At 36.8% G+C, this 24,361-nt stretch carries 26 protein-coding genes; 22 read left to right on the top strand and 4 right to left on the bottom strand.

Translation table 11 applies throughout. The features are described 5' to 3' along the window. Positions 1–88 precede the first annotated feature (88 nt). The 5 genes from ASU02_RS21335 (at position 89) to ASU02_RS21315 (ending at position 3,584) form a co-directional block, all read left to right on the top strand. On the top strand, positions 89–1,414 hold the full coding sequence (locus tag ASU02_RS21335; RefSeq protein WP_082631889.1) for an MATE family efflux transporter: 1,326 nt from the start codon (positions 89–91) through the stop codon (positions 1,412–1,414). Positions 1,415–1,579: 165 nt separating this feature from the next. Then, complete coding sequence (locus ASU02_RS21330) at positions 1,580–1,909, top strand: PadR family transcriptional regulator (RefSeq protein ID WP_053478221.1); 330 nt, start codon at positions 1,580–1,582, stop codon at positions 1,907–1,909. Beyond that, positions 1,906–2,304, top strand: coding sequence for a permease prefix domain 1-containing protein (locus tag ASU02_RS21325; protein WP_053478181.1), 399 nt, complete (start codon positions 1,906–1,908; stop codon positions 2,302–2,304). Before ASU02_RS21330 ends, ASU02_RS21325 begins: the two co-directional genes overlap by 4 nt. 13 nt (positions 2,305–2,317) lie before the next feature. Then, positions 2,318–2,956 (top strand): hypothetical protein, encoded by a 639-nt coding sequence (locus ASU02_RS21320; RefSeq protein WP_057767405.1) that lies wholly within the window; start codon positions 2,318–2,320, stop codon positions 2,954–2,956. 31 nt (positions 2,957–2,987) lie between these two features. After that, positions 2,988–3,584: a hypothetical protein gene (locus ASU02_RS21315; protein WP_198317474.1), complete on the top strand. Its 597-nt coding sequence runs from the start codon at positions 2,988–2,990 to the stop codon at positions 3,582–3,584. A 77-nt stretch (positions 3,585–3,661) separates the two neighbouring features. Here the strand turns inward: ASU02_RS21315 and ASU02_RS21310 are convergent, their stop codons facing one another. After that, positions 3,662–4,534: a LysR family transcriptional regulator gene (locus ASU02_RS21310; protein WP_057767403.1), complete on the bottom strand. Its 873-nt coding sequence runs from the start codon at positions 4,532–4,534 to the stop codon at positions 3,662–3,664. A gap of 115 nt (positions 4,535–4,649) precedes the next feature. Here ASU02_RS21310 and ASU02_RS21305 point away from each other — a divergent pair, with 115 nt between their 5' ends. After that, a complete protein-coding gene (locus ASU02_RS21305) occupies positions 4,650–5,705 on the top strand; it encodes a YeiH family protein (protein WP_057767401.1) in 1,056 nt (351 codons plus the stop codon). 44 nt (positions 5,706–5,749) lie between these two features. Here ASU02_RS21305 and ASU02_RS21300 read toward each other — a convergent pair whose 3' ends face one another. Continuing rightward, positions 5,750–6,313, bottom strand: coding sequence for a hypothetical protein (locus ASU02_RS21300; protein WP_057767400.1), 564 nt, complete (start codon positions 6,311–6,313; stop codon positions 5,750–5,752). A 117-nt stretch (positions 6,314–6,430) separates the two neighbouring features. Between ASU02_RS21300 and ASU02_RS21295 the strand changes: the two genes are divergently transcribed. Then, the gene (locus ASU02_RS21295) at positions 6,431–7,018 is read left to right on the top strand and encodes a TetR/AcrR family transcriptional regulator (RefSeq protein ID WP_057767398.1); all 588 of its coding nucleotides are present in this window, start codon (positions 6,431–6,433) and stop codon (positions 7,016–7,018) included. Positions 7,019–7,134: 116 nt separating this feature from the next. Here the strand turns inward: ASU02_RS21295 and ASU02_RS27420 are convergent, their stop codons facing one another. Then, a complete protein-coding gene (locus tag ASU02_RS27420; RefSeq protein WP_408607304.1) occupies positions 7,135–7,551 on the bottom strand; it encodes a DUF418 domain-containing protein in 417 nt (138 codons plus the stop codon). 285 nt (positions 7,552–7,836) lie between these two features. On the opposite strand from ASU02_RS27420, the gene ASU02_RS21285 reads away from it, so the two are divergent. The 11 genes from ASU02_RS21285 (at position 7,837) to hflX (ending at position 18,456) form a co-directional block, all read left to right on the top strand. Beyond that, complete coding sequence (locus tag ASU02_RS21285) at positions 7,837–8,529, top strand: response regulator transcription factor (RefSeq protein WP_057767394.1); 693 nt, start codon at positions 7,837–7,839, stop codon at positions 8,527–8,529. A gap of 80 nt (positions 8,530–8,609) precedes the next feature. Next, positions 8,610–9,533, top strand: a complete 924-nt coding sequence (locus ASU02_RS21280; protein WP_057767392.1) for an ABC transporter ATP-binding protein — start codon at positions 8,610–8,612, stop codon at positions 9,531–9,533. Then, positions 9,526–10,281, top strand: a complete 756-nt coding sequence (locus tag ASU02_RS21275; RefSeq protein WP_057767389.1) for an ABC transporter permease — start codon at positions 9,526–9,528, stop codon at positions 10,279–10,281. The genes ASU02_RS21280 and ASU02_RS21275 overlap by 8 nt, the downstream gene beginning before the upstream one ends. A gap of 20 nt (positions 10,282–10,301) precedes the next feature. Beyond that, complete coding sequence (locus ASU02_RS21270) at positions 10,302–11,198, top strand: sensor histidine kinase (RefSeq protein ID WP_057767474.1); 897 nt, start codon at positions 10,302–10,304, stop codon at positions 11,196–11,198. A 295-nt stretch (positions 11,199–11,493) separates the two neighbouring features. Continuing rightward, positions 11,494–12,744: an MFS transporter gene (locus ASU02_RS21265; protein ID WP_057767387.1), complete on the top strand. Its 1,251-nt coding sequence runs from the start codon at positions 11,494–11,496 to the stop codon at positions 12,742–12,744. Between the two features lie 335 nt (positions 12,745–13,079). Continuing rightward, positions 13,080–13,400 carry a PadR family transcriptional regulator gene (locus ASU02_RS21260; RefSeq protein ID WP_408607303.1) on the top strand — a complete coding sequence of 107 codons (321 nt, stop codon included), beginning with the start codon at positions 13,080–13,082 and terminating at the stop codon, positions 13,398–13,400. 14 nt (positions 13,401–13,414) lie between these two features. After that, entirely contained in the window at positions 13,415–14,059 is a 645-nt protein-coding gene (locus ASU02_RS21255; RefSeq protein WP_057767383.1) for a hypothetical protein, read from the top strand. A 40-nt stretch (positions 14,060–14,099) separates the two neighbouring features. Next, entirely contained in the window at positions 14,100–14,711 is a 612-nt protein-coding gene (locus tag ASU02_RS21250; RefSeq protein WP_057767381.1) for a DedA family protein, read from the top strand. A gap of 166 nt (positions 14,712–14,877) precedes the next feature. Next, on the top strand, positions 14,878–15,075 hold the full coding sequence (locus tag ASU02_RS21245) for a hypothetical protein (protein ID WP_380000889.1): 198 nt from the start codon (positions 14,878–14,880) through the stop codon (positions 15,073–15,075). Positions 15,076–15,392: 317 nt separating this feature from the next. After that, positions 15,393–16,601, top strand: coding sequence for an MFS transporter (locus ASU02_RS21240; protein ID WP_057767379.1), 1,209 nt, complete (start codon positions 15,393–15,395; stop codon positions 16,599–16,601). Between the two features lie 595 nt (positions 16,602–17,196). Further along, positions 17,197–18,456 carry a GTPase HflX gene (hflX, locus tag ASU02_RS21235; protein ID WP_057767377.1) on the top strand — a complete coding sequence of 420 codons (1,260 nt, stop codon included), beginning with the start codon at positions 17,197–17,199 and terminating at the stop codon, positions 18,454–18,456. Between the two features lie 80 nt (positions 18,457–18,536). Here the strand turns inward: hflX and ASU02_RS21230 are convergent, their stop codons facing one another. After that, positions 18,537–19,124: a TetR/AcrR family transcriptional regulator gene (locus ASU02_RS21230; RefSeq protein WP_057767375.1), complete on the bottom strand. Its 588-nt coding sequence runs from the start codon at positions 19,122–19,124 to the stop codon at positions 18,537–18,539. Between the two features lie 143 nt (positions 19,125–19,267). On the opposite strand from ASU02_RS21230, the gene ASU02_RS21225 reads away from it, so the two are divergent. The 4 genes from ASU02_RS21225 (at position 19,268) to ASU02_RS21210 (ending at position 23,995) form a co-directional block, all read left to right on the top strand. Next, positions 19,268–20,188, top strand: coding sequence for an ABC transporter ATP-binding protein (locus ASU02_RS21225; RefSeq protein WP_057767373.1), 921 nt, complete (start codon positions 19,268–19,270; stop codon positions 20,186–20,188). Beyond that, the gene (locus ASU02_RS21220; protein WP_057767371.1) at positions 20,188–21,786 is read left to right on the top strand and encodes an ABC transporter permease; all 1,599 of its coding nucleotides are present in this window, start codon (positions 20,188–20,190) and stop codon (positions 21,784–21,786) included. The genes ASU02_RS21225 and ASU02_RS21220 overlap by 1 nt, the downstream gene beginning before the upstream one ends. A gap of 203 nt (positions 21,787–21,989) precedes the next feature. Then, the gene (locus tag ASU02_RS21215) at positions 21,990–22,484 is read left to right on the top strand and encodes a PH domain-containing protein (protein ID WP_057767369.1); all 495 of its coding nucleotides are present in this window, start codon (positions 21,990–21,992) and stop codon (positions 22,482–22,484) included. Then, complete coding sequence (locus ASU02_RS21210) at positions 22,481–23,995, top strand: PH domain-containing protein (RefSeq protein WP_057767368.1); 1,515 nt, start codon at positions 22,481–22,483, stop codon at positions 23,993–23,995. The genes ASU02_RS21215 and ASU02_RS21210 overlap by 4 nt, the downstream gene beginning before the upstream one ends. The last annotated feature ends 366 nt before the right edge of the window (positions 23,996–24,361 follow it).

Raw genomic sequence — 24,361 nt, 5'->3', positions numbered from 1 at the left:
ATGAAAGTTGGAAACACAGCAAAGGATAAAAGACAAAAATCATAAACCTGGAGGAGATGGAACGGGTCGTTTGCCTGTATGGCGTCCAATGCTTATGTTCCTGATTCCCTTAATACTCAGCAATATATTACAATCTGTTGGTCAATTATTTGGGATGGTCATTGTTGGACGCTGGTTAGGTGTGAATGAATTGGCAGCCATTTCTGCCTTTTTTCCATTGTTCTTTCTGCTTATATCCTTTGCTATTGGGATTGGATCAGGCAGTGCAATCTTGATTGGCCAGGCTTTTGGAGCGGGAAATAAAGAAAAGCTAAAGGCTATCGTAGGGACAACACTAACATTTACATTCATTATAGGAGTTGTGCTGGCAATCCTAGGAGGAATTTTTGCTATGGATGTTCTTCGCTTAATTGGCACGCCGGCCAATATTTTAGAAATTAGTGTCCATTATGCACAAATTCTGTTTTGGTCATTGCCTGTATTGTTTTTGTACTCTGTATACACAACTTTTATGCGGGGGACAGGAGATTCAAAAACGCCTTTTTATTTCCTAATCGTCAGCACTGTTCTTAATGTGGCTTTATTGCCGCCCTTAGTGTTCGGGTGGTTTGGTGTTTCGCAGCTCGGTGTGTATGGAGCAGCATATGCGTCCTTACTTTCTACCATTATCACTTTTGTTATTATGCTTTTCTATTTACACAAGGTAAAGCATCCGCTGCAAATGGATGCTTCGATTCGGAAGTATCTTCGAATGGATAAAGAATTGCTTAAACTGCTTTTGCGACTCGGTATTCCATCAAGCATCAGCATGATCCTGCTGTCACTTTCTGAAATCGCAGTCATCACTTTTGTTAATCGCTATGGATCGGATGCAACAGCAGCATATGGTGTAGTGAATCAAGTAGCAAGTTATGTACAGATGCCAGCAATCAGTTTAAGCATCACTGTTTCTGTGTTTGCTGCACAGGCTATTGGCGGAAGTCAATTTGATCGATTACAGCAGGTCATTCGAACTGGGGTCTTCTTTAATTATGTAATCAGCGGGGTTTTGATAATTCTTATCTATATCTTCTCTGAAAACATTCTCTCGTTATTTATTACAAGTAAAGAAACAATTGAGATTGCGAATAGCTTGATTAAGATTACATTATGGAGTTATGTGATTATTGGGCATGCACATATACTAAATTCAACGATGCGGGCAAGCGGAACCGTCCTATGGCCGACCGTTTTAAGTATTATTCCGATCTGGCTGATTGAGGTTCCTGTTGCGTATTGGTTATCCAGTTACACAAATCTTGGCATCAAAGGGATATGGATTGGTTATCCAGCAGCATTCATTGTCACATTTGCTTTCGTGTATTCTTATTACCGCTGGTCGTGGAAGAAAAAGCAAATTGTTCGTCTTATATAAAAATGAGTGGGAGCATCTTCTAGAAAAAGAAGATGCTCCTTTTGTTTTTTTACAAAAAAATCAAAAAAAGCTAAAAAAGGGATAAAAATTACTTTGACAGGTAGAGTAATTTCGGTTAATATTACTCTATCAGATAGAATAGTGAATGTACAAGGGTGTGTCAGAATGATTAGAAGTGATATTATTCGCGGACATTTGGATTCGATTATTTTGCGCTTGATTTATGAAGAGGACCGATATGGATATGAAATTTCAAAGGAAATCAGTTTACGCACAGACAATCGATTTCAGATAAAAGAAGCAACTTTATATGCAGTGTTTCAGCGGCTTGAGAAGAAAGAACTAATTGAATCTTACTTGGGGGAAGTTTCTCAAGGCGGAAAAAGAAAATATTACAGAATTACAACGCTGGGAAAAGCTTACTTGCAAGAAATGGTGAAAGAGTGGAAGGAAGTAAGGGCGATCATCGATTTATTTATGGAGGGGTTAAAGTGAAGAAGCTAAAAAATCATGTGGAAGAATTGTTTAAGGACATTCCTGAAAGTGAACAAAAAAACGCAATTAAGCAAGAGGTTTTGGAAAATCTTGAAGAAAAGGTCTGGGATTTAAAGGCTAATGGGAAAGAAGAGGAAGATGCGATTAATAAAGCGATTGTCGAGTTTGGGGATATAGAAGATTTGAAAAAGGAGCTGGGTGTTAAACAGCCAATAAAGAAAAATATGACGAAATTAAATCTAGGATATTCGATTTGGGGTAGCGCACTAATCATTGCATTATTTCTTTTTATTAATCTTTATTATTCTCCTGATGTCATCTGGTTTGTTTATCCGACGTTTGCTGTATTATGGTGGCCTTTAACGATGTATTTTAAGTGGCAGCGTTCTAAATGAGGGGTGAAAATAAATGAAAAAATATGATGTTGGTTTTGCGGCAGCTGGAAGCATGATGAGTATTCTCTTTTTTATGATCGTCAATTATGTAACAAGCACCGAGTATTTATGGTTTATTTATCCTTCTTTAGCCTTGCTGCTACGGCCTATTGGTCTATATTGTGCAAAACAGGGAAAACATAATCTATTTTCGATATTATGCAGTGGACTCATTATTCTTTTTCTTATATCTGAAAATATCATTCATTCTCCAGTCCACCCGTGGTCCTTGTACGCCATCTTTCCCATCCTATGGTGGCCAATACTGATTATTTTAGGAAAACGGGCTAAGACCATGTCCATTGCGTGGGTAGGAAGCATAAGTATAATTCTATATTATCTAATCTTGAACATACTCATTTCTCCTGGATATCCTTGGGCAATCTATCCCGCATTTGTCGTGTTATGGTGGCCGCTTTCATTATACCATGCGTTGAAAAAGACATTTTTTACATTTTCGGTACATGCCAGCTTATTAATCATTTTATTTTTTATTACTGTGAATGCAGTCTCCTCTCCAAACACAATTTGGGCGGTTTACCCAATTTTTTGTGTATTATGGTGGCCACTTTCTATGTATTATTTCGTCTATAAGAAGAGAAGAGTAAATTGATTTGAATTCAAGAAGAAAGTGAAGGTAGATTATGGAGGAGAAAAAGATCTATATCATTTTTACAGATACTGGAACACTTTTCACAAAATTAATCAAGCTATATACGAAGAAGCCATTAAACCATGTATCGATTTCATTTGATAAACAATTAACAAATATATTCAGCTTCGGGCGCAAGAAGCCTTATAATCCCTTTGTTGGGGGTTTTGTAAGAGAAAGAATTGCGGAAGGATTATTTAAAAAAGCGAGATGTGAGGTATATAGCTATTCCTTATCAGAAGCGGAATATGAACAAATGCAAAAAAAGGTTAGAGAAATAGAAGCAAAGAAAGAACTATATAAATATAACTTCTTAGGACTTATTGCTATTATGCTTAAATATAATCTTAAACGAAAAAATGCTTTCTTTTGCTCACAATTTGTTGCAACTATATTAAATGAAAAAAGAGGGATGCTCGAAAAATCCCCAAGCCAGTGCACCCCCCAAGATTTACTAGCAGTGAACGAGCTTGAATTAATTTATAAAGGAAAGCTTAATTTCTATCCGCATCAGGTAAATGAAAATATGGTTGAACATGACTTTAGCTTCGGAAAACCAATGATTTATAAATCACCTGATTTTAGCTAGCTTTCATATGTAATCATAAGTATGCTGATAAAAGGCTGCATATAGAGCTGTTTATCAGCTTTTTCATTTTACTCATTTTACCCTTTCAATAGCTTTAAAAATACAGACAATGCCTTTGTTTGGAAGGGAGAGCGCAGAACAACTGAAAATTCTCTTGTAAGAGACAACCCCTTCACTTTGATAACTGCCAATGAGCCGAAGTCTCTTTCTTTCCGAATAACCCAATCAGATAATAGACTAATGCCAATGCCTGCCTCGACAGATTCTTTAATTAATTGTGTACTCCCAAATTCTAATATTTTTTTAGGTGCGATGTTAAGCTGGTTAAACAGTTTCTCAGTCGCCTCCCTTGTTCCTGATCCGTTTTCTCTTACAATCCATATTTCTTTCTCAATGTCTCTAATAGATACCTCGCCTTCAATGTGTGATAATCGATTTTTGGGAGAGGCGACGATACTCATCTTATCTACAGCAAAAGGCTCAATCTTTAAGTTTTTCTCCCTGTATTGTCCTTCCACAATGCCGACATCTAGTTGATGACCAAGTACGAGTTCAGCTATTTCCTTTGTATTTCCAATGGTGATAGCAGGTTTTATTTGAGGATACTTTTTTTGCATGTCAGCGATTAAGTGGGGCAAAACATACTCCCCGAAAGAATAGCTTGCTCCGATGGATAACAGTCCATTTGGATTATTTGTAAGGTCATCGATTAAATAGTGCATTTTCCCATAGAGCCCTAATATTTCTTTAGCATGATGGTAAACGATTTCTCCGGCTTTATTTAAATGAACATATTTATTGGTTCGTTCTAATAATTTGGTGCCCATTGTACGTTCTAAAGCTTGAATGTATTGGCTGACGGCAGGCTGAGTCATATGTAATTCTTCTGCTGCACGTGAAAAGTTCTGCTTTTCCGCTACAGTGATAAAGACAGCTAAATGTTGGTCCAACTCATCATCTCCACTTGGTATGTGTTTTACTTATTATTAGCATTATAAATTATTATTTTTCTTATAGTAAAGAAAACATTATGCTTAGATTACAAACAGTTTTGGAGGTGATGGAATGTCAGCACAAGCAGCTAATACAAATTCATCTAGTAAAGAACCGCTTCAGCCAGATAAAAAAAATGCCTCTGCCGGAAGATGGGCAGGTGGGATTGCGTTTACGTTTTTGATCGCTTTATTAGGATACTTATTAGCAAAATTACCTGGGTTTGACCATGTTGGTCAACTTGCTTCCGCCATAGTAATTGCAGTATTATACCGAAATATTTTTGGATATCCGGAGCTTTTACGTGCCGGCATTGGTTTTTCTTCAAAGAAACTTTTAAGATTTGCGATTATCCTATATGGGTTAAAGCTTAATATTGGGACGGTGTTAGAGGATGGTCTTGGATTACTTATCCGTGATGCTGGTGTCATTGTTTTTGCCATTTTGTTTACCGTTTGGCTGGCGCACCTATTAAAAGCGGATAAGAATATTTCACTGCTTGTTGGAGTAGGAACAGGGGTATGTGGTGCTGCCGCCATTGCGGCTATTGCTCCGATTATCAAGTCCAAGGATGAGGATACCGCCATTGGTGTTGGAATTATTGCACTTGTAGGTACTATTTTTGCGATTGGCTATACGATTCTACGCCCTGTCCTTCCATTAACGGCAAGTGAATATGGCATTTGGTCAGGGATAAGCCTGCATGAGATCGCTCATGTCGCATTAGCAGCTGCACCCGGTGGACAGGATGCACTCGCTATCGGCTTGCTTGCAAAACTAGGCAGGGTATTTTTGCTCGTTCCATTATGCTTTATTTTTATGTATATGATGAAAAAGAAAAACACAGGAGAGGAAAATTCAGATACCAAGATTGAATTTCCATGGTTCCTCATTGGGTTTATAATCATGAGTGTGATCGGCAGCTACGTGTTTGGCAAGTACATTCCTGTTTCGGAAATGTTTTTAAATGGAGTAACAAATCTTACTACTTGGTGTTTAACGGCGGCAATGGTCGGACTTGGATTGAATGTCAGCCTTCACGATCTGCGTACGAAAGCATTAAAGCCGTTAATTGCCATGGGGATTACCTCTATTTGTTTATCGATTATTGCTTATTTTATTGTTTAATTGAAAAGAGCGGATGTTCCAAAAGTGGAATACCCGCTTGTATTTTATCGGTCCTTTGAATGTATTTGTTTTACCTTTGCTTTTGTCGGCCAAATAAAGTTGGAAAGGGAAATTAGAAAATCAATCCCCAAAATAATAGACCATAACCTTAATATCCCGCTTAATGCTTCGGTTCGGGAGGCGTCATTTATAAAATAAATCATCCCAGCAAGAAGTCCTGCTCCGATGAGAAATGCAATGACATGCCTGCCCCAGCCTTTAAGATAATGCTTTGCATATTCCAGCCCATAACGTTTAGCCGGCCTCGGTCCCTGTTTTGTAATATAGTATTGAAATCGCTCGTCTGCCCATTGAATCATGCTTTTACCAAAGGCAATTGATACACCTATATAAACGGCTGCAATCCCATGAATACTTGATGCAGTTGCTCCACGGTATAAATCAATACTTGTCGTTACTAATAAAATTAAGTCAATAACAGGTGTTAAGGCTAAAAATATTAATCCAATCCTATTCATCTTGAATACATAGCGTATGACTAAACCTAAGGCAATAACGACCCAGAAGCCGATTTCACATGCGATAATCATCCATGCTAGGAAATTCAAACGAGCACCTCTTTCCAGTACAACTGTATTATATAAAAAGATTTTACCATGCTGCCTTATTTAATACAACTGTATTATATAATTGAAAAATTAATTTTTCATTGATAAAATAATACTATGCCAAAAATTGTGGATCATGAAAAAAGACGAAAACAAATAGCTGAAGCAACATGGCGGGTCATCTTAAACCTAGGGATGGAAGGAGCGACCGTTAGGAATATCGCAAAGGAAGCAGGGCTATCGCTTGGAGCTCTGCGTCATTATTTTTCTACACAGGATGAATTGCTTGTGTATGCGATGGATCTTGTGAAGGAACAGGCTACTGTACGTATTAATGAAATAACTAAGAAGGATTTGCCGCCAAAAGAAATGATTTTAAGCATTTTATTGCAAATGGTCCCTATCAATGAGGAAACAATGGCCGAAATGGAGGTTTGGTTTGCTTTTATTGCCCATGCCAGACATAAGGAAGACATCTTTAATATAAAGGATGATGGCGTCTTTAACGGAATAAAAAAACTAGTTGATTCCATGGAACAGTATGGACTCCTTCGGAAGGAACTAGATATAGCTGTAGAAACTGAAAGATTGTATGCCTTAATTGATGGGATCGCGCTTCATGCATTGCTTGAGCCAAAGCGAGTTGATAAGGAGCGAATCGTTCGTGTGTTAGAACGTCATTTGGATTCGATTTGTATAGGCTAAATAAAACGGACTTCCGATTAAAGGAGAGTCCGTTTTTTTGTTCTGCTTCTTATTCTAATTTCGGGAGAAAATATTCTCTTGCCATATTTTTTACATCAAGAGCTGGTGTTTTTACTCTATAAGCTCCCGTGGTTTTGAACATGCTTTTCTTGAATCACAGGTTTTCTCAAAGGAACTGTGTGCCAATACGTAATTATACGCCAAATCCATTCAAGCGGTCTCATCCTAAAGTATTTCAGCCAAATAACACTGAAAAGGATTTGAATAGCATAAATAGCTAAGCATACATAAAGCGTTTGGACATAAGTCAGATTGCTTATGAAATGAACCATCCTGTCAAAAGGTAAGATAAAAGCTGTTTGCCCAAAATAGTTTGTGAATGCCATTCGCCCATAATATTTAAGGAGGCTAAGAATGGTTTGGACGATTTTTGTTTGTAGGAGCAAGAGCAAAATTCTGATATAATCGGTCCGTCCGATTTGGAGAAACCTGCTTGACTGATCAAGGGAGCCATCTTCACTTAATAAAATCATCGGTTCAAATGGCTGTTCAGGCATATTTAAGTATTGGATATACAACCTAATTATGCTAAGAATAAGCATAGTTGCCGTAAATATAAAAAGCTGTTTAGTTTTTTACTCCAGCTTTTCAAATATTTTATATTGTCCGCAAGCAAGTCCTAGTAAAATAAGAAGTAGGGTAAAGCTACCTTATACCCATGACCCCAAATATAATAATAAGAATGCTACTCATTGTTAAATTTATATATTTATTCAGACATGCAATTTATTTTTTACATAGAAATAAGGTGAAGATAGATGGATAAAGAGATAAACATTTTAGTAGTCGAAGATGATAATGATATTAGTCAATTGCTATGCAGCATAATCAAAAGGAGCGGGTATTTCCCACAGCCTGCTTATTCAGGTACAGAAGCGATGATTTATTTAGAAAGACAAGAGTGGGATATGATTCTGCTAGATTTAATGCTGCCTGGGATGAATGGAGAAGAAATTCTAGCGAATATTAGTGAGAAAAGTTCAGTTCCGGTCCTTATTATCTCGGCAAAATTGGAGCAGCAAACGAAAATAGAAGCATTAAGAACTGGAGCAGATGATTATATAACGAAGCCTTTCGATATTGAGGAAGTCGCAGCAAGAATTGACTCCCATTTACGGAGATATAAACGTTCAATGGATTCGCTGAAAAGAATAGAGTTGAAGCATAAAGATATTTATATTGATACGGAAGCAAAAGCAGTGAGGGTAAATGGAAGAGAGGTTGCGCTAACAGCACGTGAATACGCGATTTTAGTGCTATTGCTGTCCTCGCCTAAGAAGGTGTTTACAAAAGCTAACGTATTTGAAGCTGTGTGGAATGAAGTTTATTATGGCGATGATAATACGATTAATGTACATATGAGTAATTTAAGAAATAAACTAGCCAAGGCCAATCCGCATGAAGAATATATCGAGACAATTTGGGGAATGGGCTATCGATTAAAATCTTAAGGTTTTCTTAAGGAACATCTTAAGCCTTTCTTATGTTTTCCTTTTTATACTAAAAGCATCACATGAGGGAGGGGAAAAAAATGAACGAATATGTTCTTAGAACCAACCACTTATCAAAAAGATATAAGAAGCAAATTGCCCTTGATAATATTGATCTTACAATAAAAAGGGGCTCCATTTATGGATTTATCGGGCAAAATGGAGCCGGAAAGTCCACTCTAATAAGAGTAGTAACTGGGCTTGCGTATCCGACAAGCGGCTCCATCGAGTTATTTGGAAAAGGCAGTCAGCAGGAGATAATTCAGGCAAGAAAAAGGATTGGGACAATTATCGAAGGTCCTGCCTTGTATCCACAAATGACAGCGGCGGAGAATCTTGAAGCACACAGGCTTTTAAAAGGTATTCCTGGAAAGGAATGTGTGGAAAAAACGCTTGCTCTTGTGGGTCTTCAAGGAATAGGGAAGAAAAAAGCAAAGAACTTTTCATTAGGGATGAAACAGCGCCTAGGTCTGGGAATTGCCTTATTAGGAGACCCGGAATTTTTGATCCTTGATGAACCGATAAATGGATTAGATCCTATGGGTGTTGTAGAAATTAGAGAGCTATTGAAGAAATTAAATCAGGAATATGGGATTACGATCTTGATTTCAAGCCATATATTAAGTGAACTTCATTTACTTGCGACCCATTATGGAATTATTCATAAAGGGGAATTGCTGGAGCAGCTGACTGTAAAAGAACTTAATGAGAGATGCCAGCAATACATTCATGTGAAAGTGGATGATCCAGAAAAAGCAGCCGCCATTTTTGAAACAAAGCTTAGGACAACTCAATTTGAAGTTATGCCTGAAGGGACCATTAAGCTGTTTGACTATCTAGATTCTCCCGGCAGCGTTTCCAAGACACTTGCTGATGAAGGGTTAATAATTGAGCAATTCATGCCGATGGGGGAAGATTTAGAAACGTATTTTTCCAATCGGATTGGAGGTGTTCAGCATGGATAATTTAGTGAAAACAGAGTTATTTAAGTTAAGGAAGGATCGTTCCTTTTGGACATTAATATTAGGGTTACTTGCATCAGGAATTCTGTATCCAATGCTAATCTTTTTTAATGATGGAGTATTTGGCGCAGATGCTGTTTCAGTGAAAGATTTGTATGCTTATACGGCACTTGGCGGCAATAGTTACATCGTTAAACTTGTCCCATGTATCCTTGCAGGTTTCTTTATTTCTAGCGAATTTTCGCTTGGTACAATGAAAAGTATCGGAGCCTCAGGAAATAGCAGATTCCGAATTTACTTTTCAAAATTGATGATCTTTTCTATTGGAGCAGTGATCATTTCACTAACTTTCCCAATCGTCATAATGATAGTTGGAGCTATTTTATCAGGTTTTAATGATATGCCAGCAATGGACTATGTTGTACGAACTCTCGGCTTAACCCTCCTCTATGCAGCTGCATTTGCTTCCATTATGGCTGTAGTATCAATTATATTTACTGATAGCGGCAAAACGATCGGCTTTCTCATTCTATTTTTCATTCTATTTGATAGTATCTTCTACGCTTTAAGTCAAAAATTTTCATTCATTGAACAAATTTTTAATTACTCAGTGTTCAAGCTGTTTTTAGAAATCAGTGAATTTGATATAAGTAATGGCATACTTTTGAAATTAGTGCTTGTTCCAATCATAACCTTTGTAGTTTTTGGATTAATAGGCAGTTTGGTATTTCAGAAGAAAGAAATAAAATAACGATGAAAGCGAGTGAGATCATGTACTTTATTATGATTATTTGTACGGCAGCCGCCCTGTTTTTTCTCACTCGCTACTATCGTTTGAAAATGGAGATAAAGAGTATAGCGCGTCAATTGAACGAACTGAACAACGGACTAACGGGCAAAAAGATTGATCTTACCTTTTTGGATAGGGATCTTGAAGGGCTGGCAATAGAGATCAATGATCAAATTGATGAAATACAAAGGGCAAATGCAGAAAAAATGCGAACAGAGAATGAGTTAAAGCAGGCGGTTGCCAATATTTCACATGATATACGGACGCCGATGACCTCTATCTTAGGGTATATTCAGCTTTTGGAATCTGATGAACAAACATTAGAGGATAGATCAGCTTATTTAGGAATTGTTAAAAATGGGGCACTAAGACTGAAGGTTTTATTAGAAGATTTTTTTGAGTTATCGGTCATTGAGTCTGCTGATTATCCATTGAAGGCTGAAACAATCTCGTTGAATAACTTGGCTTTTGAGGTTTTGGCTGGTTTTTATGAGGAATTTAACCAAAGGGGAGTAGAGCCATCTATTCATATTCCAGAAAAAGATATTCGAATTCAGGCGGATTCGTCTGCAGTTAAGCGTGTGATTGAAAATTTAGTGCTTAATGCTGTAAAACATTCAAAAGGAAATGTAGGAATACAGCTTGATCAGTATTCTTCAACAGTTCAACTGATTATAAGCAATCCTGTTCATCAACTAGGCGAAAAAGAAGTTCATCTGCTTTTTGATCGGTTTTACAAAGGAGATAAAACACGATCAGAAAAAAGTACAGGTTTGGGATTATCAATAGCAAAAAGTCTAATGGTGAAGATGAATGGGAGTCTAACTGCGGAGTTAAAGGAAAATCAATTATATATGAAGTGTGAGTGGAAGCTTTAGTTCGAGAAAAAATGTAAAAAAATAGGCTAAGAAAAACCTTGTGTTCCCAAAATTTTTCAATTATGATGTAAATATCAAAAAATGGAAGGGTGTCCGTGGAACAATGAACAATTAATCCTATTTGTTAAGAAAAAATTCGTTTACAATACGATTCATTTTTTCTAGATAGGATTAGTCTGTACATTTTTATACAAACGATATGTTCATTGTGTCCCTTCTTAAAGGGGTATTATGCCATTTTGGTGTTGTATTGTACCTTCTCCTCCTGTCTAGAATATTGACAGGAGGTTTTATTTTGGAATCAAATCAATTAGCTGGCGGTTCACCTAGTCTGTTTGGCAATCGGGTTTTCCAGGCTATTATAATGTCGGGATTGTTTTTGCAAATAGGAATATGGGTGAGGAACTTTGCGGTTCTGCTGTTTGTTATGGAGCAGACAAAGGGAGATCCTTTTGCAGTTTCAATGATTTCTGTTGCTGAGTTTGCGCCCATTTTTATCTTTTCATTTATCGGTGGAACATTTGCTGACCGCTGGCGTCCGAAAAGAACAATGGTTTGGTGTGATATCTTAAGTGCTATATCTGTATTTGCAGTATTAGTAACACTTATGTTCGGAACATGGCAGGTTGTGTTTTTCGCAACATTATTATCTGCCATTCTGTCGCAATTTTCTCAGCCCTCTGGAATGAAGCTGTTTAAGATGCATTTACCGGAAGAACAAATTCAGGCGGGGATGTCTGTCTATCAAACGGTATTTGCTGTATTTATGGTGTTAGGTCCAATTCTTGGAACATTTGCATTTCAAGCATTTGGCATTAATATTTCCATTGCAATTACAGGGATGGCATTCCTGCTATCAGCAGCAGCCTTAGCTTTCCTTCCTCAAGATCGCGTCATGGAAGAGGAGAACCGTACGACTTCACTATGGGAGGAAATGAAGAGCGGCATTAAGTATGTGTTGAATAAGAAGGAATTAAGCCAGTTAGGCTTATGCTTTTTAGCAGCAGGACTTGGACTTGGTTTTGTTCAGCCTCTCTCTATTTTTCTAGTTACTGAACAATTAGGCTTACCAAAGGAAAATCTTCAATGGTTACTTACTGCAAATGGAATTGGCATGATTATCGGTGGAGCAGGAGTCATGATATTTGCGAAAAAAGTCCCACCCCAGAAGCTTTTAATTTTTGGAATGCTTGCGAATGGAATTGGCCTGGCGGCTATGGGGTTATCAACAAATCTTTGGTTAACACTTGGTGCAGAGTTTTTAAATGGATTAATGCTTCCATGTATCCAGATCGGGATTAACACAATGATCTTGCAGAGAACAGAATCAGCCTTTATTGGCAGGGTTAACGGAATATTAAGTCCGCTGTTCACTGGTTCCATGGTTTTAACCATGAGTGCAGCAGGAATCTTAAAGCAACAATTCTCATTGACTGCCATCTTTGAATCAGCAGCGATCTTGTTTATTATAGGTTTGTTATTTATATTGCCAATTTATAATATGAAAGTAGAGCAGAAACAAGAGGTTCTAGGTTCACAAGATTAATCAGCGCGGTCAGATGCGCGGTGACAAAGTTTGAATGAAATCAATAACAATCAATTAAAATCCACTGTTCTAGAAAATAGAGCAGTGGATTTTTTGTCTTTTGAGCCTGGGAATTGTCTAGTTCCAGCGCCCAGCGACTAATGTACTTCCGATCCTTCCCTACGATAAGTCAGCATTGAATCACTCTGTTCATCGTGTTTCCTTTATCTCAGTCAGGAGACGTCCAGTCATACGACGCTAAGTAGGGCGATTCTATTTTTCTTTTACCTTGCTATTTTAAGTAATATAACTTATGATTGTTAAGTACTTAATTTTATTAAGTAATTTTGGGGGTCATGATTTTGAATAAAGAGATGCTGAAAGGAACGATTGATCTTCTTATTCTTTCTATTCTTAAAGAAAAGGAGAATTATGGCTATGAGATTTCAAAGGCGATAAAGGAAAGAACAGAAGGAACCTTTGAAATTCAGGAAGCTACTCTATATTTATCATTAAAACGATTAGAAAAACAGCAAGCAATCACTTCTTATTGGGGCAATGAAAGCCATGGCGGAAGGCGCAAATACTATGCTGTAACCGTAGATGGTTTGGATCTATTGCAAAAGTCTATATATGAATGGAAGCAAACTGTTGAGATGGTTGATCGGTTTATATAGAGGGAGGATAAGGAATGAGTCAGTTTATTCGGAAAATGTTTAGTTTAAATGATATAAAGTATAGTTGGATTCTGCTGCTATCCATGATACTATGCTTTCTGATATTTTATATTGATCGTGCTGATTTTTTAATTGATTCGGCTATAGTAACCACTGGCTATCTTCTCTCTTTTACCATTGCGGTTTTATGGGGAGCCATCAATTATATTGGCCATATTCGAATGAATGTAATGTACCAAAAACAAAATAATATTCATGCTTATGTTGCTCAGCTTGCGTTAAGCCAGGAGGATAAATGGGAGCTTCAAGCTTATTTAGAGGACTTTGCCGAAGACTTAATTCAGCAAGGAAGGACAAAAGAAGAAGCTTCAATAGAGGCAATTACCCATTTTAAAGTTCAAGAGATTTTATCACTATCGAAAAATACGTTACTATTTAATTTGCATGCTCATTATTATTTACTTGGTTGGTCAATCCTAGCCTTTGCTTTATTTATAGTTATAGGGGTATTCTGGATTACTTTATTTACTTCATCTACCCTCATGCTAATTGTTGAATCGATGCTTATTGCTTATAGTTTAGGATTTGTAGGATTGTTTTTTGTGTATAAGTTATTTGATGCAATGATTTATCGAAAGTTAGAAGAGAATGTTAGATGATAAATTAAGCGAAGAGGAAATTTTATGGGGAGTGTCATAAATGGAAAACTGGATTACTGATATTATGAATGAATTCGGATATTTGGGGATATTACTGCTGATTGCATTGGAAAATGTTTTCCCTCCAATTCCATCTGAGGTTATTCTAACATTTGGCGGATTTATGACAACAAATTCAGAGTTAACTGTTATGGGAGTAGTTGCTTTTTCCACTATTGGTTCAGTTGCTGGTGCGGTTATCCTTTATGGGATTGGCCGTCTGATCGATGTAGATAGAATGGAAAAAATCATAGAAAAATGGGGACATATTCTTCGGCTGACGAAGAAGGATATTCAAAAGGCTGATCAATGGTTTGATAAATATGGAGTATGGACTGTTTTCTTTTGCCGCTTAATCCCATTAATAAGAAGTTTGATTTCTATACCTGCAGGAATGTCCGGTATGAACTTTGGTGTATTCCTTTTATTTACCACTCTAGGAACGTTGGTTTGGAATGTGATTCTTGTGAATGTCGGTGCAGCAGTGGGGGATTCATGGGAAACCATCGTGAAGTACATGGATATTTATTCAAACTTTGTTTATGCGTTCTTAGCGCTGGCAGTTATTGTATTTGCTGTTTTATTCATGAAAAAAAGAGTAGCAAAAAAATAGGAAAGAGTCGCAGGGAATGTTCAATCCTTTGAGAAATTATTCCCGATTTTAGGAAAATGTATATAGATTAAATCATGGTGTTTTTTACTAATAATAAAAGTTTTTTGTTCGGTTAAGATATAGAGGTAATTTCAATTGATAAGGAGAGATTTGAGTGCCTCAACAAATGGATGTCAATCAATTAAATCAAGCAAAAGCTAATGTAACATTAACACAAACGTTATTAAACCAAGCAATTGAAAAATCATCTTCAGACCCAGCTTTAGCTGAACAGGCGCTTAAACAGGCTGCGGAAGAAATAGCGCAAGCACAAACGGCTGTAAGCCAGGTTCAAAGTGCATTGAATGTTCAAAAGTCTGAATAATTGAAGAGTATTTTAAAATTTTCAATAAGAGAAAGGGGTTAGGCTGGTCTAATCCCTTTTTTTTTCGGAATTATAACGGATATATCTATTAATCAAACGTTTGATTAATAGAATGCTGATTGGAATAAAGGATTCGCAATAATATTTTCATTAATTTTATTTGATTGTATTGACATCATTTGCTTATCGTGATATGATTTTTTCTTTTTAGCGTCTGTAAAATTATGTTATCAATCTCTTAAAGTGGTAAGGGGATTATAATTTAGATTAAAAAACTTGTCGTTTGAATAATTTAAAGGGAAAGAGGTGTTCTCTAAATGACAAAGGATCAAAGGAAAAAATTGACCATATTGATGATTAATATGTTTATTGCCATCGGCAGCTTTGGGATCATTATTCCTATTCTCCCAGCTTACTTAGAGTCAATTAATCAAGGGGGGACTGCTGCAGGGTTAATGATTGCTATTTTCGCAGGTGCACAGTTGATCTTCTCTCCGATCGCGGGGAAATGGACGGATCAATATGGCCGAAGAAAGATGATTATATATGGATTAATAGGATTGACGGCTTCCATGTTTGTGTTTTACGGCACTAATTCTATTTGGTGGTTGTATATTTCCCGTTTTATTGGCGGGGTAGGAGCAGCCTTGCTAGTACCTGCAATTTTCGCTTATGTAGCTGATATTACAACAATGGATCAACGAGCAAAGGGGAATAGCTTAGTTTCAGCTGCTATGTCACTTGGGATTGTTATTGGACCAGGAGTCGGAGGTTTTTTAGCTGATTTTGGACTTAAAATGCCCTTCTTGATCTCAGCAGTCGTATCACTTGTAGCAGTCGTTTTTTCAGTTATTGTTCTTAAAGAAAGCCAACATGACCAGCAGGCGGGAGCTATTGGTGATATACCTGAGGATGAATCGATGGCAAGAAAAATGGTTCGTTCTGTAAAGATGCCTTATTTCATTCCGCTTATCATTACACTTGTTATGAGCTTTGGTTTAATGGCCTTTGAATCAGTTCTTGGTTTATTTGTTGATAATCAGTTTGGTGCCTCTCCACAGGATATTGCCATTATGGTTACTTCTACGGGGATTATCAGTGTCATCGTTCAGCTATTTATTGTCGATCGCATTGTAAGCCGTTTTGGTGAAGGAACAGTATTGACTATGTTTATTGGTGTAGCTGCATTCGGTTTCCTTCTATCGTTATTCGCATCCAGCTATGTGCTATTCTTTGCAATTACACTATTAATTTTCCTTGCAACCTCAATCCTTCGCCCTGTTTTGAATACACTTATTTCTAAGTTGGCAGGTAACGAGCAAGGGTTTGCTATGGGAATGAATAACGCTTATATGAGCATAGGGAATGTTTTAGGACCGACGCTTGCAGGACTGTTATACGATGTTAAAATAATTTATCCATTTGTTTTAGGTTTAATCCTTCTAGTGATCACGTTAGTAACGACAATTGTATGGCAAAAACGTGCATTGAATAACAAGTTTAAAGTAAAGATGGAGAAAGCATAATATCATCGCAAACATCTTAATCAAACGTTTGATTAGTTAAGCTTCGTTTTTTGTGATTTTGGAATATTTTTGAATTTTTGCATTGTTATAGCTGCTTTGGCATGTTATGATAATGTTACTTATAATGAATGGAGGTTTTCCTTAGTGTTAGATAACAGACTTCGATTCCAAACTTTGAACCAGTAATTGAATACGTTCAAGGCTCTGCCTGTGCGCAGAGTAAACGGGATTGGTCTGCCTTTTTTAAGGAAACCTTATTTTACGGCATATGTAAAAAGGAGGGTGAGGACGAACTCACTCTCTTTTTGTTGTCTTTAAAATAAAAAAATTCATCTAATATCATGATATTTATCTTTAATGATAGCAGGACTTTAGCTAGAAAATTTAAGCTTAAGTTTCTTTCATATTAGGGATAAATTCGGTGCACCATTCTTTATGTGAAGGACCTTCCACCTTACCGTTAGGACAGTTGTTGATTTTGTTTACAACTATCTTTGTGGTTTTTTTAGAGATATCCATTTCCGTTTACTAATTAAGCACAGGCAGACTGCCTGTGCTTTTTATTTTATTTTATTTGAAATGGAGGAAATCATTTATGAAAAGAAAGGCCATTTTAGTTGGTGTGAATCTAAATAGCACGCAGTCAGATTTTGAATATATGATGGAGGAGTTAGCGAATCTAGCTGGGGCATGTGATGTGGAAGTTGCTGGTGAGATGACTCAAAATTTACAGCAATTAAATAAGTCGCATTATATAGGGGCAGGAAAGGTTGAAGAGCTACTTTCACTTTTAAATGAAAAGGATGCAAATATTGTTATTTTCGATGATGAACTGTCTCCCTCACAAATCCGGAATTTAGAGTCAGAGCTTGACTGTGTGGTAATCGATCGCACGATGTTAATATTGGAAATCTTCGCTAACCGGGCGAAAACAAGGGAATCTCAGCTGCAAGTAGAAGTGGCTAGGCTGAAATATATGCTGCCTCGATTGGTCGGCATGCACCAATCACTCGGACGTCAAGGCGGTGGTGCAGGGTTGATGAATAGAGGAGCAGGTGAAACGAAGCTAGAACTGGATCGGAGGAAAATTGAGATTAAAATAACGGCACTCAATAAAGAACTTGAAAAATTAATAAACCAGCGTAAAACGCAAAGAAAGCTGCGTAAAAAGAATAATATTCCAGTAGTTTCATTAGTGGGGTACACCAATGCCGGTAAATCTACATTAATGAATGCGATGCTGGAAAAATATAATAAGAGGAAAGATAAGCAAGTTTTTGAAAAGGATATGCTATTTGCTACGCTGGAAACATCCGTACGAAAGATTACACTAGCAAAAAATAAAAATTTTTTATTAACTGACACAGTGGGATTCATTAATAAGCTTCCCCATCACTTAATAAAGGCATTTCGCTCGACCCTTGAAGAAGTTGGTGAAGCTGATTTACTTATTCATGTCTTGGATTATTCCAATCCAAATCATGAGGAGCAAAAAAGGCTGACAAATGAAATTTTAAGAGAAATTGGAATTGAAGGAATTCCTGTCATTTACGCAAATAATAAAGCTGACTTAACAGAAGCCGCATATCCATTTACTCAACAAAACTGTGTGTATCTATCTGCAAAAAAAGGAATAGGTCTCAATGAAATTACTCAACTAATCTCTGAAAAGATATACAATGATTCTATTCAATGTGAATTCCTCATTCCTTATGCACAAGGTGAGATCGTTTCATATTTTAATGAGAATAGTCATGTGTTATTAAGTGAGTATGAGGACGATGGAACGAAACTAATTGTAGAGTGTGAAAGGTGGGATGCGGAAAAATACAAACAATTTATTAGATTAACATGAGGATGAATTAGGATATTATCATCAAGAAGGAGCATGAAGTCTTTCCATCGTGCTCCTTTTAATCTGTTATATCCTGCGCATTAATTTTCTTTTTTTCCCACGATTCCATAAAACATAAGTCTCATTATATCCTCAGTCAGCGGGAGAATTTTTTGATATACATCTTCTCGTTGTATATATTCATGGACCGCTTGAATGAAAAATAAAATGGCTTCATTAGATACATTCGGATCCACGTATCCTAGCTTCTTCCCCTCATTAAAAAGATCAATTAAGCGAGGGATGATTTGTTCTACATACATTTTCTCAATATAATTGACCCCTGTTGTATATTCCTTCATTAGATATTGATAAAAATCTTCATGAATCTGATTGGCAGTTTCCTTTTTAGTGAAAATAATCTGCTTAATTTTTTCAGGAAAAGCAATATCACCATTAAGTATTTGATCAAATTCATCCATTGCCTTATCTACGTAATAAAGAAACACCTCACGAACTAAATTATGCTTACTGTCAAAATAATTATATATCGTTACTTGGGATACATTTGCTTTCTTTGCTATTTCAGCAATAGAGATTTTTTGAACACCATATTCCATAAATAAAGCTAAAGCTGCTTCTAATATATTCATTTTCTTCTGTTCTCTGCGTCGTTCAAACCCGTCCATTTCTTTCACCTCCTGTTCATTTTAATGAAATTTATGAAATAAAACAAATAGAATAGTTCATAAACTATTGTCAAGGAGCTTATTTATATATATTATGAACTAAAATGATTAAAATATTTCATAATTTTACGAGGGGGATGGAAATGAGTGTATTAAAAACAACAAATTTAATTAAAAGGTTTGGGGAATTTACTGCATTAGATGGAGTGAATATTGAGGTAAATGAAGGGGAGGTTTATGGGTTTATTGGTCCTAATGGTGCTGGGAAATCTACGACTATACGGATCCTTCTTGGCATTTTGAAAGCGACTGATGGAGAAGCGAAAATTTTTGGATTGGATGCATGGGAAGATGCTGTCGATATCCATAAACGGATTGCTTATGTTCCTGGTGATGTAAATTTGTGGCCGAACTTGACAGGGGGCGAAGTAATTGACCTTTTTGTAAAATTACGTGGGTCAAATAATAAAAGCAGCAGACGTGAAGAACTAATAGGTAAATTCGATTTAGACCCTTCGAAAAAATGCCGAACGTATTCAAAAGGGAACCGGCAAAAGGTTGCGTTAATTTCTGCTTTTTCTTCAGATGCGGATCTCTATATATTAGATGAACCGACATCAGGGCTCGATCCATTGATGGAAAGAGTATTCCAGGAGTGTGTATTAGAAGCGAAAAGTGCAGGGAAGAGCATCATCCTATCGAGCCACATTCTGTCTGAAGTTGAAAGATTATGTGACAAGGTAGGAATTATACGACATGGAAAAATAATTGAAACAGGTACATTGAATGAGTTGCGCCATTTAACAAGAACTAGCTTGGTTGTTGAAACAAAACAGCCTCTTACTGGTTTAAATGAAATAAGTGGTGTACATGGCATAGAGAAGAAAAACCATGCTTTTGTCTTTCAAGTAGATGCCGAAGAGTTGGATAATGTTATTAAGCATGTAAGCAACTTCGGCATTCTATCCCTAGAAAGTGCACCGCCAACTTTAGAGGACTTGTTTATGCGTCATTATGAGGGTACAGGCAAAACTCTGAAAACGGGAGTTGGAGGTGCTAAGTAATGTCAAAGCAATTATATAAAAATACAAGGATTCTTTCTGGACTGATAATAAGAAGGGATCGAGTTCGTATCCCTGTGTGGTTAATTTCATTATCGGCTCTCACGATTATCGTTGCAGCAGCATTTACAGATTTATATAAGAATGAAGGAGAAAGACAGGCGCTAGCTGATACCATGAAGAACCCAGCTATGACGGCAATGGTAGGTCAAGGATACGGTCTAGAAAACTATACAAACGGTGCCATGATGGCTCACCAGATGCTGCTTTTCACATTGATGGCAGTGGCAATCATGAGTATATTACTTGTTGTGCGCCACACTCGGGCAGATGAAGAAGATGGCCGGATTGAAATGATTCGAGCTCTGCCAGCTGGACGGTTAGCTAATCTAACTTCAACAATTCTAGTCTTAGTTGGGACGAATGTGCTATTAGCATTAATTGTTGGTTTTGGACTGACTGCTTTAGGAATTGAAAGCATGGATTTAGAAGGTTCTCTTTTATACGGTGCGGCGTTAGGAGCTACAGGAATTGTTTTTACAGCCATAACGGCATTGTTTGCCCAGCTTTCAGAAAGCTCTCGAGGGACAATAGGATTTTCAATTACAATCTTGCTTATAGCCTATTTGATTCGTGCCATAGGTGATGTCAGCAATGAAGCTCTTTCTTGGTTATCTCCATTAGGCTGGGTTTTAGGTTCAGAGGTATTTGTAAATAATTACTGGTCGCCGATTTTACTTACGGTCAGTGTGGCATTTATTTTGGTTGTCCTTTCACTTTATTTGAATGCCACTCGTGATTTAGAGGCAGGGTTTTTACCAGCAAAGCCTGGCAAGAAAAAGGCGTCTTCCTTTTTGCTTAGTCCGCTTGGGCTAGCGTTTAGGCTTCAGCGTACAGGGCTAGTTGCATGGGCTGTAGGAATGTTGATCCTTGGTGCATCATACGGATCTGTTTTAGGAGATTTAGAATCTTTTTTCGCTGGGAATGATATAATGCAAAATTTAGTAACTCCTAGTGAAGGATTCACATTAACTGAGCAGTTTTTAACGATGCTGATGTCAGTTATTTCAATGATTTGTACAATTCCTCCCTTGATGGCAATGTTAAAGCTTAAAGGAGAAGAAAGAAAGAATCGAACAGATCATCTGCTAAGTCGTTCTGTCTCTCGGATACGCCTGATGGGGAGTTATTTATTAATATCCATTGTTTGTGGATTTGTTATGCTGTCGCTTGCGGCAATTGGATTAGGAGCAGTCGGGAATTCGGTTATGGAGGAAGGGATTGCGTTTGGCAGGCTTTATAGTGCAGCAATGGTCTATCTGCCTGCGATTTGGATTATGATTGGATTGGCAGTATTATTGATTGGAATTGCACCAAAACTGTCTGGCTTAGTATGGGTTTACTTAGCCTATTCCTTCTTTGTCGTGTATTTAGGAGGGTTACTTCAACTCCCAGAATGGATGAGCAGGCTTTCGCCTTACGATCATATACCGAATCTGCCTGTTGAAGAATTAGATTATATGAAGGTAGTCATCCTTACTATCATTGCTATTGTAACAATAGCTGTGGGCTTTATAGGGTATAAAAAGCGGGATGTTTAAGGATAATATAATTTTGTTTGTACAAGGAATGACTAGCAGATTCAGATTTGCTGGTCATTGTTTTTTTCTTTCTTCTTTATTTTGCTGCATTAAACTTTTGCAAATTTTGCTATGCATCTAAAAATATAATAGAACCATTTCTTTCTTTAATCGTATATAAGACTAGAGAGTTTCAGCTAGATTAGAAAGAAAGGAGCGGACTTATGAATTCTCATATCCCCTCACCTCAAAATCGATTATCCAAAGATGCGGTTAAAGTATGGATAATTAGCGGAGTAATTGAAAATGTAATTGGATTCATCATACTTGCTGTTTTATTTTACCTAGATCATTTATTTTCATGGAAAGAGTGGATTGGATGGATATTAATTGGGGTTGCAGGTATTTCTGTGCTGTTGGCAGTTGGGTCATTTATTAAACCTTTTCTTCTATATAAAACATGGTGCTATGAGGTGGATGAAGAATTTCTGCAATTGAAATACGGTGCCCTAAATGAAAAGCACCAACTTATTCCTATGACGAAAATACAATCAGTAGCGACTACCCATGGACCATTGCTTAGAAGGTACGGCCTCTATTCAGTGTCAGTGGAAACAATGGCATCATCGTACACAATTCCTGCACTTCCAAAGGAGGCAGCGGTTGAGTTAAGGAATCAAATTGCTCAATTTGCAAAAGTAAAGGAAGTGGAATCATGATTCCTGCAAAAAGATATAACCCTTTACTTATGATCTTTCAACTAATGAATTTAATAAAGAACTCCATTTTCTTTGTGGTTTTTTTATTTGTAATCAAGGCAGGTTCAGATTCAGCCTTTATTAAATATGGTAAGGTTATTTTCATTCTAGCTTTCGTAATAACGTTTATTTCGATAATTATCAAGTGGTTCACCACTAAATATGCATTTGATAATAAATCATTTTATCTTTACAAAGGAGTCTTTAGTAAATCTGAGCGATCTATTCCTTTTTCAAAGATTCAAAACATCAATCGGCATACTGCTTTATTCCATCGGATATTTAGAGTGACTTCTATTAGTTTTGAGACAGGAATTAAAGGGGATGATGCAGCGGTAAAATTCGAAGTTGTTTCAAGGATAGAAGCCGATCGGATGGAGGCGCAATTGTCTAGCACTGTACACATTGACTTACCCTCCATTCAGGAAAGTGATGCGAATATGGAAACATTTCCCCCTGAAGAGGATGACTCAAAGGTAAGTTCAACTCGAGTCATGCATTTTAAACCGACAAAAAAGGATACGTTAAAAGCTTCTTTTACATCTTTTAGCTTTCTCCTCCTTATTCCTTTAATTGCTTCTCTATATTTCAAAATAAATGATATCTTCCATGTGGAAGAGGAGGCAGAAGGGGTTATTTCCGAAATTTTTAGCTCCTGGTGGCTCGTTTTTGGCATCATTATATTCCTTGTCGTTGCTTCTGCAGCTTTTGGTATTGTGTCGACATTTTTGAAATATGGAAAATATGAAATTTCCTCCGATGTTGATCGAATTTATATAACAAAAGGAGTAATCAATGAAACTTCCTTTTCTATTTCAAAAGAAAAAGTGCAGGCGATAGAAATTAAACAAACAATATTAAAAAGATTGTTCGGACTCGCTGAAGTGAAATTGACCAGTGCGGGAAGTCTGGATTTTGGGGAAGATAAACACGAAATCAACTCTCTTTATCCATACCTGCCTATTAAACGTGCATATGAGATTGTTTCAGACATTTTGCCAACATATAAGGTAACTGAAAAAATGGTCAGACTTCCGAAAACATCCTTGTGGGTACGCTTGCTGTGGCCAAGCTGGATTTGGATTTTAACAGCTGCTGTCCTATATTATTTCAAACCTATTATTCTAAATATGGAGCAAGCCTGGTGGATAATACCTGCTATTTTATTAGTTGTTATTGGTATAGCAAGATTACTGGATTTCTTGCATACCCGATATGTTTTGAACGATTGTTTTGTTCAATTTAAAAAAGGGAGTCTGACTACTACTTTATTTATTTCCAAAAGAGAAAAGGTCATTGAGGTAAAAGTATCGAGGAATATCATTCAAAAACTATTAGGACTTGCATCAATAACAACGATCAACCGGGCAAAGCCCGTCTACTATGCAGGGGTAGAGGATGTTCCCCAAGAGGTAACTAACGAGTTTTGTAAATGGTACAAGGGGAGAAGCGGTGAAATCAAAGTAGAATAGTGGAATAAATGGTTTACTGGCAGGTCTGTATTCACGGATCTGCTTTTTAAGTGTACAGAGTATGTTGCTCTCTTAAAATAATAGACTAGTAATATGTACTTTTATTAAAAGTTTTTTAAAACTGATTGACAAATAAAAATGAAGTTGATATTATATTATTTGTCGCTAAGACATCAGCAGTTTTTTTAAAAAGCATTTGACAGCTAGATTGTAAAATGTTATATTATGAATCTGTTGAAAAATAGTTCTTTGAAAACTAAACAAAGCAAAAACGTCAACGTTTAAATCAAGTTTTAAAACTTTAAGAGCTAATCTTACTCTTTATTGGAGAGTTTGATCCTGGCTCAGGACGAACGCTGGCGGCGT

Source organism: Cytobacillus praedii (assembly GCF_001439605.1).
GTDB lineage: Bacteria > Bacillota > Bacilli > Bacillales > Cytobacillaceae > Cytobacillus > Cytobacillus praedii.
This window is presented reverse-complemented; position numbering and strand designations above follow the sequence as displayed.

Bases quoted from the DNA above. Each gene is read 5' to 3' on its own strand.
- ASU02_RS21335 (WP_082631889.1), top strand. From the start codon at position 89: ATGCTTATGTTCCTGATTCCCTTAATACTCAGCAATATATTACAATCT.
- ASU02_RS21330 (WP_053478221.1), top strand. From the start codon at position 1,580: ATGATTAGAAGTGATATTATTCGCGGACATTTGGATTCGATTATTTTG.
- ASU02_RS21320 (WP_057767405.1), top strand. From the start codon at position 2,318: ATGAAAAAATATGATGTTGGTTTTGCGGCAGCTGGAAGCATGATGAGT.
- ASU02_RS21315 (WP_198317474.1), top strand. From the start codon at position 2,988: ATGGAGGAGAAAAAGATCTATATCATTTTTACAGATACTGGAACACTT.
- ASU02_RS21305 (WP_057767401.1), top strand. From the start codon at position 4,650: ATGTCAGCACAAGCAGCTAATACAAATTCATCTAGTAAAGAACCGCTT.
- ASU02_RS21295 (WP_057767398.1), top strand. From the start codon at position 6,431: ATGCCAAAAATTGTGGATCATGAAAAAAGACGAAAACAAATAGCTGAA.
- ASU02_RS27420 (WP_408607304.1), bottom strand. From the start codon at position 7,551: ATGATTTTATTAAGTGAAGATGGCTCCCTTGATCAGTCAAGCAGGTTT.
- ASU02_RS21285 (WP_057767394.1), top strand. From the start codon at position 7,837: ATGGATAAAGAGATAAACATTTTAGTAGTCGAAGATGATAATGATATT.
- ASU02_RS21280 (WP_057767392.1), top strand. From the start codon at position 8,610: ATGAACGAATATGTTCTTAGAACCAACCACTTATCAAAAAGATATAAG.
- ASU02_RS21275 (WP_057767389.1), top strand. From the start codon at position 9,526: ATGGATAATTTAGTGAAAACAGAGTTATTTAAGTTAAGGAAGGATCGT.
- ASU02_RS21270 (WP_057767474.1), top strand. From the start codon at position 10,302: ATGTACTTTATTATGATTATTTGTACGGCAGCCGCCCTGTTTTTTCTC.
- ASU02_RS21260 (WP_408607303.1), top strand. From the start codon at position 13,080: ATGATTTTGAATAAAGAGATGCTGAAAGGAACGATTGATCTTCTTATT.
- ASU02_RS21255 (WP_057767383.1), top strand. From the start codon at position 13,415: ATGAGTCAGTTTATTCGGAAAATGTTTAGTTTAAATGATATAAAGTAT.
- ASU02_RS21250 (WP_057767381.1), top strand. From the start codon at position 14,100: ATGGAAAACTGGATTACTGATATTATGAATGAATTCGGATATTTGGGG.
- ASU02_RS21245 (WP_380000889.1), top strand. From the start codon at position 14,878: ATGGATGTCAATCAATTAAATCAAGCAAAAGCTAATGTAACATTAACA.
- ASU02_RS21240 (WP_057767379.1), top strand. From the start codon at position 15,393: ATGACAAAGGATCAAAGGAAAAAATTGACCATATTGATGATTAATATG.
- hflX (WP_057767377.1), top strand. From the start codon at position 17,197: ATGAAAAGAAAGGCCATTTTAGTTGGTGTGAATCTAAATAGCACGCAG.
- ASU02_RS21230 (WP_057767375.1), bottom strand. From the start codon at position 19,124: ATGGACGGGTTTGAACGACGCAGAGAACAGAAGAAAATGAATATATTA.
- ASU02_RS21225 (WP_057767373.1), top strand. From the start codon at position 19,268: ATGAGTGTATTAAAAACAACAAATTTAATTAAAAGGTTTGGGGAATTT.
- ASU02_RS21220 (WP_057767371.1), top strand. From the start codon at position 20,188: ATGTCAAAGCAATTATATAAAAATACAAGGATTCTTTCTGGACTGATA.
- ASU02_RS21215 (WP_057767369.1), top strand. From the start codon at position 21,990: ATGAATTCTCATATCCCCTCACCTCAAAATCGATTATCCAAAGATGCG.
- ASU02_RS21210 (WP_057767368.1), top strand. From the start codon at position 22,481: ATGATTCCTGCAAAAAGATATAACCCTTTACTTATGATCTTTCAACTA.